Origin of the sequence: Paractinoplanes rishiriensis, assembly GCF_016862375.1 — a bacterium.
Lineage (GTDB): Bacteria > Actinomycetota > Actinomycetes > Mycobacteriales > Micromonosporaceae > Actinoplanes > Actinoplanes rishiriensis.
The window spans coordinates 19,629-33,622 of sequence record NZ_BOMV01000028.1 but is presented as its reverse complement, the minus strand read 5'-3'; the positions used below and the strand labels follow the sequence as shown (position 1 = coordinate 33,622).

At 70.9% G+C, this 13,994-nt stretch carries 9 protein-coding genes; 7 read left to right on the top strand and 2 right to left on the bottom strand.

What is annotated here, in order from left to right; translation table 11 throughout:
* Positions 1–14: 14 nt before the first annotated feature.
* The 7 genes from Ari01nite_RS14310 to Ari01nite_RS14280 all read left to right on the top strand — a co-directional run bounded on the left by Ari01nite_RS14310 (position 15) and on the right by Ari01nite_RS14280 (position 12,398).
* Positions 15–2,111, top strand: coding sequence for a 3-hydroxyacyl-CoA dehydrogenase NAD-binding domain-containing protein (locus Ari01nite_RS14310; protein WP_203781711.1), 2,097 nt, complete (start codon positions 15–17; stop codon positions 2,109–2,111).
* 139 nt (positions 2,112–2,250) lie between these two features.
* Positions 2,251–3,273, top strand: a complete 1,023-nt coding sequence (locus Ari01nite_RS14305) for a neprosin family prolyl endopeptidase (RefSeq protein WP_239162743.1) — start codon at positions 2,251–2,253, stop codon at positions 3,271–3,273.
* A gap of 143 nt (positions 3,274–3,416) precedes the next feature.
* Positions 3,417–7,916: a glycoside hydrolase family 2 TIM barrel-domain containing protein gene (locus tag Ari01nite_RS14300; RefSeq protein ID WP_203781710.1), complete on the top strand. Its 4,500-nt coding sequence runs from the start codon at positions 3,417–3,419 to the stop codon at positions 7,914–7,916.
* 112 nt (positions 7,917–8,028) lie between these two features.
* A complete protein-coding gene (locus Ari01nite_RS14295; RefSeq protein ID WP_203781709.1) occupies positions 8,029–8,817 on the top strand; it encodes a family 16 glycosylhydrolase in 789 nt (262 codons plus the stop codon).
* A 36-nt stretch (positions 8,818–8,853) separates the two neighbouring features.
* Positions 8,854–10,488 carry a fatty acyl-AMP ligase gene (locus tag Ari01nite_RS14290; protein WP_203781708.1) on the top strand — a complete coding sequence of 545 codons (1,635 nt, stop codon included), beginning with the start codon at positions 8,854–8,856 and terminating at the stop codon, positions 10,486–10,488.
* Positions 10,489–10,572: 84 nt separating this feature from the next.
* A complete protein-coding gene (locus tag Ari01nite_RS14285; protein WP_203781707.1) occupies positions 10,573–11,748 on the top strand; it encodes an erythromycin esterase family protein in 1,176 nt (391 codons plus the stop codon).
* A 95-nt stretch (positions 11,749–11,843) separates the two neighbouring features.
* Positions 11,844–12,398 carry a hypothetical protein gene (locus Ari01nite_RS14280; RefSeq protein WP_203781706.1) on the top strand — a complete coding sequence of 185 codons (555 nt, stop codon included), beginning with the start codon at positions 11,844–11,846 and terminating at the stop codon, positions 12,396–12,398.
* Positions 12,399–12,407: 9 nt separating this feature from the next.
* Here the strand turns inward: Ari01nite_RS14280 and Ari01nite_RS14275 are convergent, their stop codons facing one another.
* Together Ari01nite_RS14275 and Ari01nite_RS14270 are read right to left on the bottom strand one after the other, a co-directional pair.
* Positions 12,408–12,842, bottom strand: coding sequence for a Clp protease N-terminal domain-containing protein (locus tag Ari01nite_RS14275; RefSeq protein WP_203781705.1), 435 nt, complete (start codon positions 12,840–12,842; stop codon positions 12,408–12,410).
* A gap of 12 nt (positions 12,843–12,854) precedes the next feature.
* On the bottom strand, positions 12,855–13,760 hold the full coding sequence (locus tag Ari01nite_RS14270; protein ID WP_203781704.1) for an NADP-dependent oxidoreductase: 906 nt from the start codon (positions 13,758–13,760) through the stop codon (positions 12,855–12,857).
* Positions 13,761–13,994 lie beyond the last annotated feature (234 nt).

The window sequence follows — 13,994 nt, the reverse complement described above, 5'->3', positions numbered from 1 at the left end:
CGGAGGACGCCTTAATGACCGAGACCATCCGCTGGGATCGCGGGGACGACGGCATCGTCGTGCTCACCCTCGACGACCCGGCCCGCGGCGCGAACACCATGAACGAGGCGTACGTGCGGAGCATGGCGGCCACCGTCGACCGGCTCGAGGCGGAACGCGACGACATCACCGGCGTGATCATCACGTCGGCCAAGAAGTCCTGGTTCGCCGGCGGCGACCTGGACGGGCTCAAGGCGATCGGGCCGGACCAGGGCGCCGCAGCGTTCGAGCAGGCCAGCTATGTGAAGGGGCAGCTGCGCCGGCTGGAGACGCTGGGCCGGCCGGTGGTGGCGGCGCTCAACGGGTCGGCGCTGGGCGGCGGGCTGGAGCTGGCGCTGGCCTGCCACCGGCGGATCGCGCTGCGCGACCCGCGGCTCGAGGTGGGACTGCCCGAGGTGACGCTCGGTCTGCTGCCGGCCGGTGGTGGCGTGGTCCGCACCGTACGGCTGCTGGGTTTGATCTCTGCTCTGACCCAGGTCCTGCTGCGGGGCACCCGGCACAAACTCGCCGCGGCGGCCGAGCTGGGCCTGATCGACGACGTGGCGGACACCCCGGAGGAGCTGCTTGCCACGGCCCGTGCGTGGATCCGCGCCAACCCGGACGCCCGGCAGCCGTGGGACACCGAGGGTTACCGCATTCCCGGCGGCACCCCGTCCACCCCGGCGCTCGCGGCGCAGTTGCCCGCGTTCCCGGCCACCCTGCGCAAGCAGCTCAAGGGCGCGCCCTACCCGGCGCCGCGCAACATCCTCTGCGCCGCGGTCGAGGGCTGCCAGGTCGACGTGGACACCGCGTTCGTGATCGAGAGCCGGTACTTCGTCGAACTGGTCACCGGCCCGGTCGCCAAGAACATGATCCAGGCGTTCTTCTTCGACCTGAACGCGGTGAGCAGGCGCGACATCGGCGAGGTGCCCCCGGTCACCAAGGTCGCGGTGCTCGGCGCCGGCATGATGGGTGCCGCGATCGCGTTCGTCTGCGCCCGCGCCGGCCTGGACGTGGTGCTCCGGGACGTCTCCCTCGAGGCCGCCGAACGCGGTCGCTCGTACGCGGCGAAGCTCGGCAAGCCGGAGCTGCTCGCCCGGATCACCGCGACCGCGGACGTGGCCGACCTGGCCGGCGCCGACCTGGTGATCGAGGCGGTCTTCGAGGACGTGGCGCTCAAGCAGCGGGTGTTCGCCGAGATCGAGGACGTGGTGGCGCCGGGCGCACTGCTCTGCTCGAACACGTCGACGCTGCCGATCACGCTGCTCGCCGACGGGGTGCGCCGCCCGGCCGACTTCATCGGGCTGCACTTCTTCTCCCCGGTCGACAAGATGCCGCTGGTCGAGGTGATCCCCGGCGCCAAGACCGGCGACGAGGCGGTGCGCCGGGCGCTCGACGTGGTGCGCCGGCTGCGCAAGACCCCGATCGTGGTCAACGACAGCCGCGGCTTCTTCACCAGCCGGGTGATCGGCACCTTCACCAACGAGGGCATCGCGATGCTCGCCGAGGGCGTGCCGCCGGCCAGCATCGAGCAGGCCAGCATGCAGGCCGGCTACCCGGCGCCGGTGCTGGCGCTGATGGACGAGCTCACCCTGACGCTCCCCCGCAAGATCCGCGAGGAGTACCGGGCGGCGGCCGGCCCCGGCTGGACCCCGCACCCCGCCGACGCCGTGGTGGATCGCATGATCGACGAGTTCGGACGGCCGGGCCGGTCGTCGGGCAAGGGCTTTTACGAGTACGCCGAGGGCCGCCGCACCCGGCTCTGGCCGGGCCTGGCGGCGTTCGCCCGCCCCGACGTGCGGGTGCCGTTCGAGGATCTGCGCGAGCGGATGCTGTTCATCGAGGCGATCGAGAGCGTCCGCTGCCTCGACGAGGGCGTGCTCACCTCGGTCGCGGAGGCGAACGTGGGCTCGATCCTGGGCATCGGCTATCCCGGCTGGACCGGCGGCGTCCTGCAGTACATCAACCAGTACGCCGGGGGGCTGCCCGGCTTCGTGGCCCGCGCCGAGCAGTTGGCGGCCCGGTACGGCGACCGTTTCACCCCGCCGGCGCTGCTGCTCGGCAAGGCCCGTGAAAGAAGCGTCTTCGCATAGCCTCTCACCTGGGGCGCTTCCACGGGTCGGTTGGTCCCTTCCGACGTTCGGGCTGAAGTTCCGCGAGCAACCGTTTCGGTATTGAAGAAGTTATATCGTTGCGGGTGCTCACGGGACCCCGATCAACAAGGACGGACACGTGCTGAAGTTGCGCCGCGGTCTACTGACCGCCGGGCTGGCCGTAACAGTGGTGGGCGCCCTCGGCGTCGCCGCGATGGTGGATGCGGAGGCGACCCCGGTCACCGCCGCAACCGGCTCGCAAGCAGCTGACTCGACCCCACCGGCGCTGCTGCCCTGGGGTGAGAAGCCATCCAGGATCCGCACCGGTAAGGCCGGGATGAGCAGCGAGGAGCTCCGCGCCGCGGGCCTGAGCGCGGCGCTCGACCCGCGGGGGGCGACCGAGCCGGTCGGCCGCTATGCCCCCAAGGGTCGCCCGGGCGTGGCCGCCGAGACCGCGAAATCCACCACGCTGGCCGCTGCGACCAGCTATTTCTACAACTTCGGGCGGCACGTCGCGGTCACCGACGGCTACTACGCCAACCTCTCGATCGCCAAGCCCCGGCTGCACGCCAAGGACGCACACTCGCTCGCCGAGCTGGCCGTGCAGTCCGGCGACAGCAAGCAGATCGTCGAGGTCGGCTGGACCGTCGACCGCGCGGTCAACAACGGCAGCGAGGAGCCGCACCTCTTCGTCTACCACTGGGTCAACGGCAAGACGTCCTGCTACAACGGCTGCGGCTGGGTGCAGACCCACCCGACCGTCAAGCCGGGCGCCAAGCTCGCCACCGGGGCCAAGCGGTTCGGCATCCAGTTCGTCGACGACGCCTGGTGGATCTCGTACGACTCCGAGTTCATCGGCTACTTCCCCGAGAAGCTCTGGACCGAGGAGGGCGGCGTCGAGTCATTCCGGCAGACCGGCCTGGTGCAGCTCTTCGGCGAGGTCGCCGGCTCCGCCAACCCGTGTTCGCAGATGGGCAACGGCCTGCCCGGCAAGGACCCGGGTGCCGCGGTGATCGGCAGCATCAGCTACCTGAACGGTCCCGTCGTGGCGCTGGACCTCCAGTCCACCAGCTCGCACTACACGGTCAACCTGCGCAGTGCCCGCACGTTCCAGTACGGCGGAACCCCCTCCTACAGCGCGGACTCGGGCATCACCTGCTGATCCCGATCCGCCGAACCGCCCGGTCGCTCGTCGGCCGGGCGGTTTTTCATGTGCGCACCAACTCACACGTTGACTCATAGCCAAACACAGTTAAGCATGGAGACTCATCAATCTGTGTGCGGCTGGTCGCAAGGAGTCAACCGATGAGCCTCCGTTTCGCCCTCGCGTCAGTGCTCGCCTTCGCGCTGATCCCGGTGACCCCGGTGCGGGCCGCGCCGGCCGCCGGTCCTGGCTCCGTGGCCGACGTCTACCGCTACCTCGACGACCCGGAGATGACCGCCGAGGGGCAGGAGCCACCGCACGCCGACCTGCGGCCCTACCCCGACGCCCGCAGCGCGCTGGCCGACCTGCACGAGCGCAACGCCGCCAACCCGAACGTGACCACACTCAACGGCGGCTGGCGCCTGAAGATCTACGACCGGCCGGACGACGTGCCCGCCGCGTTCCACGATGCCGGTTTCGACGCGTCCGGGTGGCCGGTCGCCCAGGTGCCGCACACCTGGCAGTCCGACTTCATCGACCACCCGGTGTTCCGCAACATCCCCACCGAGATCGTCCCGGACGACCCGCCGCGGGTGCCCCGCGACGTCAACCCGACCGGCGCGTACGTGCGCACCGTGACACTGCCCGCGGACTGGGCCGGCGACCGGGTGGTGCTCCGCTTCGAGGGCGTGACCAGCGGGTTCTTCGTCTGGGTCAACGGCGGTTACGCGGGTTACGACCAGGGCGGCTACACCCCGGCCGAGTTCGACGTGACCAGCCTGCTCAAGGCCGGCCGCAATCAGATCGCCGTGCAGGTGCACCGCTGGGGTTCCGGTGCCTACCTGGAGGACGTGGACCAGTGGCGGTACAGCGGCATCTTCCGCGACGTCTGGCTGTACCGGACCGAACCCGCCTACCTGCGCGACGCCTACCTGACCACCGACCTGGACGACCAGTACCGGGATGCCACGCTGACCGCGCGGGTCGACGTCGCCGGGCCGGCCGGCGGTTACACCGTACGGGCAAATCTGCGTGACCCCTCCGCACGGACCGTGACCACCGCGGAGGCGGACGGCGAAGCCGGAGCGCAGGTGGCCCTGAGCGTGCCGGTGCGGAACCCGGCGAAGTGGAGTGCCGAGGATCCGAACCTGTATGCCCTGGTACTGCAACTCGTCGGCGCGGACGGCACCGTGCTGCACACCGCGAGCCAGCCGGTGGGTTTCCGGGAGGTCGAGGTACGCGACAAGCAGATCCTGGTGAACGGCAAGCGCATCCTGGTCAAGGGCGTCAACCGCGCCGAGACCGACCCGGACACCGGCCGCTACAACACCCGCGAGCGGCAGCGCTCCGACGTGACGCTGATGAAGCGGCTGCACCTGAACGCGGTCCGCACCTCGCACTACCCCTCGGACCCGTACCTGTACCGGCTCGCCGACCGCCACGGCCTGTGGGTCGACGACGAGGTGGACATCGAGACGCACAACCACGAGAACTGCCCGTCGAACTGCCTGGCCTCGCGTCCGGAGTGGCAGAAGGCGTTCGCCGACCGGTTCCAGGCCATGGTGGAGCGGGACAAGAACCACCCGAGCGTGATCTTCTGGGACACCGGCAACGAGGCCGGGCTGGGCACCGCGCACCACGCGATGGCCGCCTGGGCGGACGCGAACGAGCCGACCCGGCTGCTCTACCACCAGTCCAACAGCCCGGACGGGGACGCGCCGTTCGCCGACGTGGACGGTCCGCGATACCCGACCCCGGCGCGGCTCGAGGCGCGCACCAACAGCTCCGCCAAGCCGATCGTGATGGGCGAGTACGCCCACGCCATGGGCAACGGCCTCGGCAACTTCGACCAGTTCTGGGCGCTGGCCCGGCGCAACCCGCAGATGCAGGGCGGCTTCATCTGGGACTGGGCCGAGCAGGACCTGCGCCAGCCGCTGATCCACACGCCCGACGCCTCGCGCAACCGGATCCAGTCGTTCCTGGTCGGCAAGCCCACCCCGGTGTCCGGGCGGCGCGGGCAGGCGGTGAGCCTGTCCGGCCTGGACGACTTCGTCGACGTGTTCCGGGACCGGCGGCTCGACCTCACCGGGCCGCTCACGCTGGACGCGTGGGTCAAGCCGGGTGCCTGGGCCGGCAGCTTCCCGATCCTCACCAAGGGGCAGGCGTACGCCCTGCAGATGCGCGACCGGGACACTCTGGAGTTCGGGGTGAACGCGGGCGGCTGGGCGGCGGTGGCGTTCGACGTGCCGGCCGACTGGTACGGGGCCTGGCACCGGGTGTCCGGCGTCTACGACGGTGCCGAGCTCCGGCTGTTCATCGACGGGACCCAGGTCGCGGCGACGGCCCGGACCGGCGCGGTGGACCCGGGACTGTTCGAGGTCAACCTGGGCCGCAACGCCGAGACGCAGCAGGACAGCGACCTGTGGAACGCCCGCACCGGCACCGGGGTGATCGACGACGCGCGGATCTACGGGCGGGCACTCACCGCGGCCGAGCTGGCCGGTGACCCTGTTGACAACGCCGTTCTCGCGCTCAACTTCGACTCCTTCCAGCGCCGCGGCGACTTCCTGAGCCTGGGGCTGAGCCTGTCCGGCACCGACGGGCTGGTCGGGTCGGACCGCTATCTGCAGCCGGAGACGGCCGAGATGGCCTGGGCCCAGGCGCCGGTCCGGTTCACCGCGGTCGACGCGCGCGCCGGTAAGGTCCGGGTGCACAACGAGCAGCAGGCCGGGGCTTTCGACGTACGGCTTCATTGGTCTTTTGAGGAACAGGGCGGTCGCCTGCGGGCCGGCGTTTTGACCCGGCGGCTTGAACCCGGCGTCACGCACGATTTAGATCTTGGTGCGGCACCGCCCAACCCCGGTGATCGGGAACGATTCCTCAACGTGACCGCCTCCACCGCGGAAGGCTGGGTGGTCGGCTATGACCAGTTCGCGGTCGGCGGGCGCGCGGTCGGCGGGATCCTGCCCCTCCCGGTCGACGGCCGGCCGCATCTGGCCGAGAACGGCGACACGGTCACGGTGTCCGGCGCCGGCTTCTCCTACCGTTTCGACAAGGGCGATCTCGCCTCGATGAGGGCCGGCGGCCGCGAACTGCTGGCCGGCGGTCCGCAGCTGGACGTGTACCGGCCGCCGACCAGCAACGAGACCTACGGCTGGGGCACCGACGACCGCCGGATCTGGCATCAGGTCGGCCTGGACCGGCTGCGCACCACGGTGACCGGGGTGCAGTCCTCCACCGCGGCGGATGCCGTCGTCGTCGAGGTGCGCAGCACGGTGGCCGGCACGACGATCTCCTTCGACCAGGTGCTGCGCTACCGCATCGACCGGCGCGGCACGATCACGCTGACCCAGAACGTGACGCCGCAGGGCAGCGGCGCCGCGTCACTGCCCTACCTGCCGCGGGTCGGCATCTCGCTGCGGCTGCCGGACAGCATGCAGAAGTTCGCCTACTACGCCCGTGGGCCGCACGAGACCTACAACGACCGGCGCAGCGGGGCCCGGATGGGCGTCTACCGCAGCACGGTGGCCGGCGAGTATGTGCGCTACTCGCGCCCGCAGGCGAACGGCAACCACACCGACGCCCGGTGGGCCAGCCTGCACGACGGCCGCGCCGGCCTGCTGGTCGGCGGGATGACCGACGTGAGCGTCACCGACCGGGACGACCTGGACCGGGCCGAATACGACCACCAACTGCCGCTGGTGCGCAACGACGGCTGGGTCACGCTGCACGCGGAGGCCGGCGAGACGGGCATGGGCGAGACGCCGAACTCGGTGCTCGACCCGTTCAAGCTGTCGCCGACCAGGGCGTACTCGCACGAGTTGGTGCTGCGCCCGCTCACCGCGGGTGAGATCCGCGCGGGCGGGGTGCCGGATGCCTCGACGCCGGCTCCGTGCCCGCCCGGGCTGACTGCCGCGACCGACGGCGCCATCGAGGGTGCAAAGCCCGAGGAGGTACGGGTGACCGTGTCGACGGCGTGCGCGGCCGGGCTGGCGAGCGCGTCGGTCCGGCTGGCCGCGCCGGCCGGCTGGACGGTGACGCCCGCGGTGGTCGAGCTCGGCCGGGTCGCGTCGTCGGCGACCGCCACCTTCCAGGTGACCGCGCCGGCCGGGACCGACGTGGGCACGTACCAGCTGACCGCGACCGCGGTGACCAGCACGGCCGAGGGCTTCGTGTCGACCACCACCGCGACCGCCTCGACGGCTGCGCCGCTGCCGCCGGGCTACACGTGGCTCAGCGACCGGCCGTACACCGTGCAGAGCAACGGCTGGGGCCCGGTCGAGCCGGACCGCAGCAACGGCGAGCAGGGCGCCGCGGACGGGCAGACACTCACCATCGGCGGCGTCACGTACGCCAAGGGCCTGGGCGCGCACGCGGTGTCGTCGATCCTGGTCGACCTGGGCGGCGACTGCACCCGGTTCCGCGCCGACGTGGGCGTGGACGACGAGATCGGCAGCCGCGGGTCGGTCGGCTTCGAGGTCTGGGTGGACGGCGCCAAGGTGGCCGACAGCGGCGTTCGCACCGGCGCGGGCCCGGCCGCCCCCGTCGACGCCGACCTGACCGGCGGCCAGGTTCTCCAGCTCCGGGTCAACGACGGCGGCGACGGGAACGGCGGTGATCACGCCGACTGGGCCGCAGCCCGCCTGGCCTGCGCCGGATAGTTGCGGTCGTGTTCGTTTTTGCACGAACGGGACTACCCCATAGCGTGATGTTCATCGATCTATTACCAAGGGGGGACCCCCATCCCCCACGTCCTGCGGAAGGACACGAACGATGAAGAAACAGCTACGGACGGCCGGCGCGGCACTAGCGGTGATGGCCACCGCCGGCGTGGTCGCGATCAGCGCCCCCGGCCGCGACGCCGAGGCGGCCACCTGGGAGACGCTGATCGAGAACTCGTTCCAGAGCCGGGCCACGCTGACCTCCGAGTGGAACTTCAACTACCCGTGGGGCCCCACCCACAACGGCTCAGCCCGGATGATCGGCAGCGCCACCGACAACAGCCACGTGTACCTGCCCAGCGCCGGCACGCTGCAGATCAAGGCCAACCCGGTGAGCGGCCAGGGCAACATCCACTACGAGTCCGGCGCGGTCTGGGCCAAGGACCAGGTGCTGGTCAACGACACGTTCCCGCAGTACGAGCTGCGCGGCGAGTTCCAGGCGCCGTCGGCCCGGGGCACCTGGCCGGCGTTCTGGATCACCGGTGCCACCAGCTGGCCGCCGGAAAGCGACATCCTGGAATACAAGGGCGACAACCGGAACTGGTTCAACACCTACAAGAACGCGTCCGGCGGCTGGTCGAACACGATCGTGAGCGTGTCGAACCCGGCGGCCTGGCACTCGTACCGGGTCTGGATCGCCAAGGTGAACGCCACCGACGTCGACATCCACTACTACCTGGACGGCGTGTGGAAGGGCCAGCACCGGGGCGCGAACTTCGTGAACAAGCCCATGTGGATCATCATCAACCTGCAGATGGAGGGCTCGTCCGGCTCCCCCGGCCCGACCGGTACGACCTACTACACGGCCCGCAACGTTTACCTCGGCCGGTCGCGCGCGTAGCTGCCTGTTTCTTCGAACGGCCCATAGGCTGGGCGGGTGAGCCGATTCGTCGAAGGCGTGATCGAAACAGCCGCCACCGCCCCGACGGGCATGGTGACCGGGGGACCGGACGCCGTGTCCCGCCGCACCTGGTCCGACCTGCACCGACTGGCCCGGCGGATAGCCGGCGGGCTGGCCGGCGCCGGCCTGCAACCCGGCGACGCGGTCGCGGTGCTGGCCGGCTCGCCCGCCGAGATCGCCCCGGTGGCCCAGGCGATCTGGCTGGCCGGCGGCAGCATGACGATGCTGCACCAGCCCACCCCGCGCACCGACCTGGCGACCTGGCGGGACGACACGATCCGGGTGCTCCGCATGATCGACGCCAAGCAGGTGGTGATCGGGTCACCCTTCGAACCGATGGCTGAGGTCCTGGCGGCGTACGGGATCACGCATCATCTCGCCCTCTCGCTGTTCGACGGGCCGGACTTCACGCCGGTCGAGGCGGCCGAGGACGGCATCGCGCTGCTGCAGCTCACCAGCGGGTCGACCGCCGAGCCCAAGGCGGTGCGGATCACCCACCGCAACCTGTACGCCAACCTCACCGACGCGGCCCGGCACCTGGGCTGCGACCCGTCCGGGGTGATGGTGTCGTGGCTGCCGATGTTCCACGACATGGGCATGGTGGGCTGCCTGCTGCTGCCGATGCTGAGCGGGATGGAACTGGTCAGCGTCACCCCGGCCGACTTCCTGAGCCGGCCCACGCTGTGGGCCGAGCTGATGAGCCGGCACCGCGCGACGATCACCACGGCGCCCAACTTCGCGTGGGCGGTGCTGGGGCGCCGGCTGGCCCAGGTGTCCGACGGCGAACTCGACCTCTCGGCGCTGCGGGTGGCCGGCAACGGTGCCGAGCCGATCGATCCGGAGACCATGACCGCGTTCGTCACCACGGCGTCGCGGTTCGGGTTGCCGGCGTCCGCGGTCAACTGCTGCTACGGCGCGGCGGAGAGCACGCTGGTCATCTCGATGTCGGAGATGGGCGACCCGATGCTGGTGGACGTGGTGTCGGCGGACGAACTGGAAAATTCGGGGCGCGCACTGTCGGCTACGTCGGCTTCCGGCGTCCGGCGGCTGCCGATGCTGGGGCGGCCCTTCCCGAGCGTCGAGGTGCGGGTCGTCGACGACGACGGGAAGCCGCTCGGCGAGCGTCTGGTGGGACGCATCCAGCTGCGCGGCGAATCGGTGACCGACGGATACCTGACCACGTCGGGCTTCGAGCCGGCCCGGGACGCGGACGGGTGGCTGGACATCGGCGACGAGGGATACCTGGCCGACGGGCAGATCGTGATCTGCGGGCGCCGCAAGGACGTCATCATCATGGGCGGCCGGAACATCTACCCGACGGACATCGAGCGGGCGGCGGGGCATGTCGAAGGGGTGCGGTCCGGCAATGTCGTCGCTGTTCGGTTGTCCGCGGGGGAAAGTCTGTCCCGGGAGTCCTTCGCGGTTCTGGCCGAGTCCCGGGCTGCGGGGGATGCCGCGGCCGAGGAAATGATCCGGCGGTCGGTTACGGCCCGGGTGGTTGCCGAGATCGACGTTCGGCCGGCTGTCGTCAAAGTTCTGCCGCCCGGGTCTCTGCCTAAGACTCCCTCGGGGAAGCTGCGGCGGGCTGCGGCCCGGGGGTTGCTGGACTGACGCCCGTTTGAGGGTTGGGCGGCTTTGTGCGCTGGGTTTTGCCCTTGAGGTTCACTCGGGAGTTCAGCGATAGCGTTTAGTGGCATGACTGGTCTGGTGGATGCTTCGGCTGTTGTGGGGATGGTGGGTCGGCGGCCTCGGGTGCTTTGTCTCGGGGAGCCCACGCATGGGGCTGATGTGCTGTTGGGGGTGCGGAACTCGCTCTTTCGGGAGCTGGTGGAGCTTGAGGGGTATCGGACCGTCGCGCTCGAGAGTGACTGCCTGGCGGGGCTGGTCACGGACCGGTACGTCACCACGGGCGAGGGTGACCTTGACGAGGTCATGGAGCGTGGGTTCAGCCATCACGAGCTCGGCGCCGGTGCGGGGAATCGGGCGCTGGTGCGGTGGATGCGGGATTACAACGAGGGACGGCCGGCGGCGGAGTGGGTGCGCTTTGCCGGGTTCGACGGGCCGCTGGAGATGACGCATGCGGCTAGCCCTCGGCATGCGCTGGGCGGGCTGCACGGTTACCTCGCCGCACGGCTCTCCCCCTCCCGGTTGCCTTGCGATGCGGAGGCGCTTGACCGGCTACTTGGGGGTGACGAGCGGTGGACTAATCCTGCGGTGATGCGTGATCCCGCGCAGGGCGTGGGGCGGACGGGCGCGGCTCGGGAGTTGCGGCTGATCGCTGATGATCTGGTGGGGCTGCTGGACATGCACGAGCCGCAGCTGGGCGGGGACGCCGAACGGGCTCGGCTGTTCGGGCGGACGGCGGTGGGGCTGCTGCGGTATCACCACTGGCTGGCGGACACGTCGCCGGCTCGATGGGAGGGGCTGGCGGGCGTCCGGGCATCGATGATGGCGGCGAATCTCCTGGCCCTCGCCGAACGGGGTCCGGTTTTGGCGCATGCGCACAACGGGCACTTCCAGCGGCACCAGAGCGGGATGCAGATGGGTGGGCGGCCGCTGGAGTGGTGGAGCGCCGGTGCGGTCGTGAGCGGCAGGCTGGGCCCGGAGTATGCGTTTGTGGCCACGGCCCTCGGCGAGCTCCGGCACCGCGGCGTCGAGGCACCGCCGCCGGACACCATCGAGGGGATCCTGTACGCGCTCCCCCAGGATAACGCTGTCGTCGGCACCGCCGAGCTGGCCGCCATCCTCGGCGACGCGGCACCGGTGCCGCGGGTGTCGCCGTGGTACGGCTATGCCCCGCTGGACCCGGCACACGTGGGCGGCACGGACGGGATCGTGTTCGTCAAAGATGCCTCGGCCATTCCGCGGTAACGTGCGCAAATCCCCCGGTCAGACCGATGTTTCGGTATGCAGGACATTGATGTTCTGCAATCATGGGAGCGCTCCCATGAATGCCGGAGGTTGTCGTGACCGTCACGAACCCGACCCGGGTCGGTGCACATCGCCTCCGACGCCGGCGACCAGCGTACGTGCCGGTCCTGGCGATCCTGGCCGGCTGGACGGTGGTGTTGCTGACCGCGCCGCACCTGCGGACGAGCGACGGCGTCCACCGCATCGCGCTCTTCGTGCACCTGGCCTCGCTGGTGCTGGGCTTCGGCGCGGTGCTGACCCTGGACTGGTCCGGCCTGATGTGGATCCTCCGGCACCACGACCTGTTCACGCTCGTCCGGGTGGCGCAGGTGGTGCACGTGCCGATCTGGCTGGGCCTCGGCGGCCTGACCCTGAGCGGGATGCTGCTCGGCCCGGACACCGGATCACCGTGGACGGTCCTCAAGCTGCTGGCGGTGCTGGCCGTGGCCATCAACGGTCTCGGCGCGGCCGTGGTGCAGCGGCGGTTGCTGGCCCTCGACGGCCGGCAGCCGCCGGCCAAACTCATGCTGACCGCGGTCCTCGTCGCCACTGTCTCCCAGGCCGGCTGGTGGACCGCCACCGTGGTGGGTTTCCTCAACGCCCAGCGGTGAATGGACGGCTCAGGCCGCGCGCAGCCGGATGATCTCGGCGCTGGCGGCCTGATAGGTGACGCCCGCCTCGCGCAGCCGGCGCACGGCGGCGTTGTCCGTGGCGGCGAGCAGCCCCAGCAACATGTGCTCGGTGCCGATGTGGTCGTCGCCCCACTGCCGCGCCTGCTCGGCGGCCCGGACCAGGCCCTCCTCAGTGGCTGCCGTGAACGGTAGGTGCGACGGCGAGGGACGGCGTCCGCGGACCTCCGTCACCTGGTCGGGCGAGCCGGAAAGGTTGGCCACCGTCCGGGCCGCCAGCCCTTTCCGCAGCGCGAGCAGGGCAAGCAGCAGGTGCTCCGGCGCGATCCCCTCGCTCTGGCTTTCCTCGGCCCGGCGGCGAGCCAGGATCACGGCCCGTTTCCCGAGATTGTCGAGGTGGGACAGGGCCGACTGGTCGTGGATCATGCGGTCCTCCGGCTACGGGAGCAGGACTATCTTGCCGCGGAGGTGGCCGGCCTCGAACCGGCGGTGGGCCTCGGCCGCGTCCGCCAGTGGGAACGTCGCGGCCACCCGGGTGCGGAGTTGGCCGTTCGCGACGGCCTCGACGAGGTGGCGTAGCGCCGGCCGGTCGAGGCGTACCAGCACCACCTCCTGACGCACGCGACGGGCGGGATCGACGGGCGGGGTCGGTCGCGTACTCACCAAGACTCCACCCGCGGTGACCGCCTCGCCCGCCGGACCACCCACCGGCACCGCGTCCAGCACCGCCGGTGCCGGGACCAGGCCGGCCGAACGAGGAATCACGCTGTGCACGCCCAGGCCGGCCACCCAGTCCTCGTCGTCGTGGGTGGCCGACGCGTGCACGGTGTGTCCGGCCTGCACCGCCAGTTGGGCCGCGAACCCGCCCACCGCACCGCTCGCGCCGGTCACCAGGACCGTGCTGGGCTCGGCCAGCGCCATCAGGTCGAGGGCCCGGTGCGCGGTGAGCGCGTTGAGCGGCACGGTGGCGGCGACGACGGGATCGAGGCCCGCCGGCACCGGCACCAGCCACTCGGCGTCGGCCGCCACCAGCTCGGCGTATCCGCCGACAGCTCCGCGGGTGAGGTACCACGGGATCATCCCGACCACCGCGTCGCCGACACCGATGCCGGTCACGCCCGCGCCGAGCGCCACCACGTCACCGGCGATGTCCCAGCCGAGCAGGAACGGCGGCGCGACCGGTCCACCCGGGATCTGACCGATCCGGGCGGCGATGTCGGCGGGATGGACGCACACCGCCCGGACGCGCAGGAGCACCTCGCCGCGGCCGGGCACGGGGTCGGGCCGCTCGACGATCTCAAGGGAGTCCGGCCCACCCAGCGCAGTGACCACCACGGCACGCATGCGCCCATCCTACGAACCGGAGTCACGCGCCGGCCTGCCCGATCCGCCCGTGCCGGCATCCAAGATTGCCGAAACGCGCCTGGCCAAATTGGCTGGCGAATAGCATCACTACCGTTCTTTAAAAGGGGAGGTAGCGCGATGGTAAGACGTTCAAGGCGCATCGCGTCGGTGTTGGTCGCCGGTGCTCTCCTGTCCGGTTGCGGCGGCGAGAAGCCCGCGGAGACCCCGTCAGTC

Excerpts from the sequence above, each read along its gene's own strand:
- Ari01nite_RS14310 (WP_203781711.1), top strand. The coding sequence starts at position 15 with ATGACCGAGACCATCCGCTGGGATCGCGGGGACGACGGCATCGTCGTG.
- Ari01nite_RS14300 (WP_203781710.1), top strand. The coding sequence starts at position 3,417 with ATGAGCCTCCGTTTCGCCCTCGCGTCAGTGCTCGCCTTCGCGCTGATC.
- Ari01nite_RS14295 (WP_203781709.1), top strand. The coding sequence starts at position 8,029 with ATGAAGAAACAGCTACGGACGGCCGGCGCGGCACTAGCGGTGATGGCC.
- Ari01nite_RS14285 (WP_203781707.1), top strand. The coding sequence starts at position 10,573 with ATGACTGGTCTGGTGGATGCTTCGGCTGTTGTGGGGATGGTGGGTCGG.
- Ari01nite_RS14275 (WP_203781705.1), bottom strand. The coding sequence starts at position 12,842 with ATGATCCACGACCAGTCGGCCCTGTCCCACCTCGACAATCTCGGGAAA.
- Ari01nite_RS14270 (WP_203781704.1), bottom strand. The coding sequence starts at position 13,760 with ATGCGTGCCGTGGTGGTCACTGCGCTGGGTGGGCCGGACTCCCTTGAG.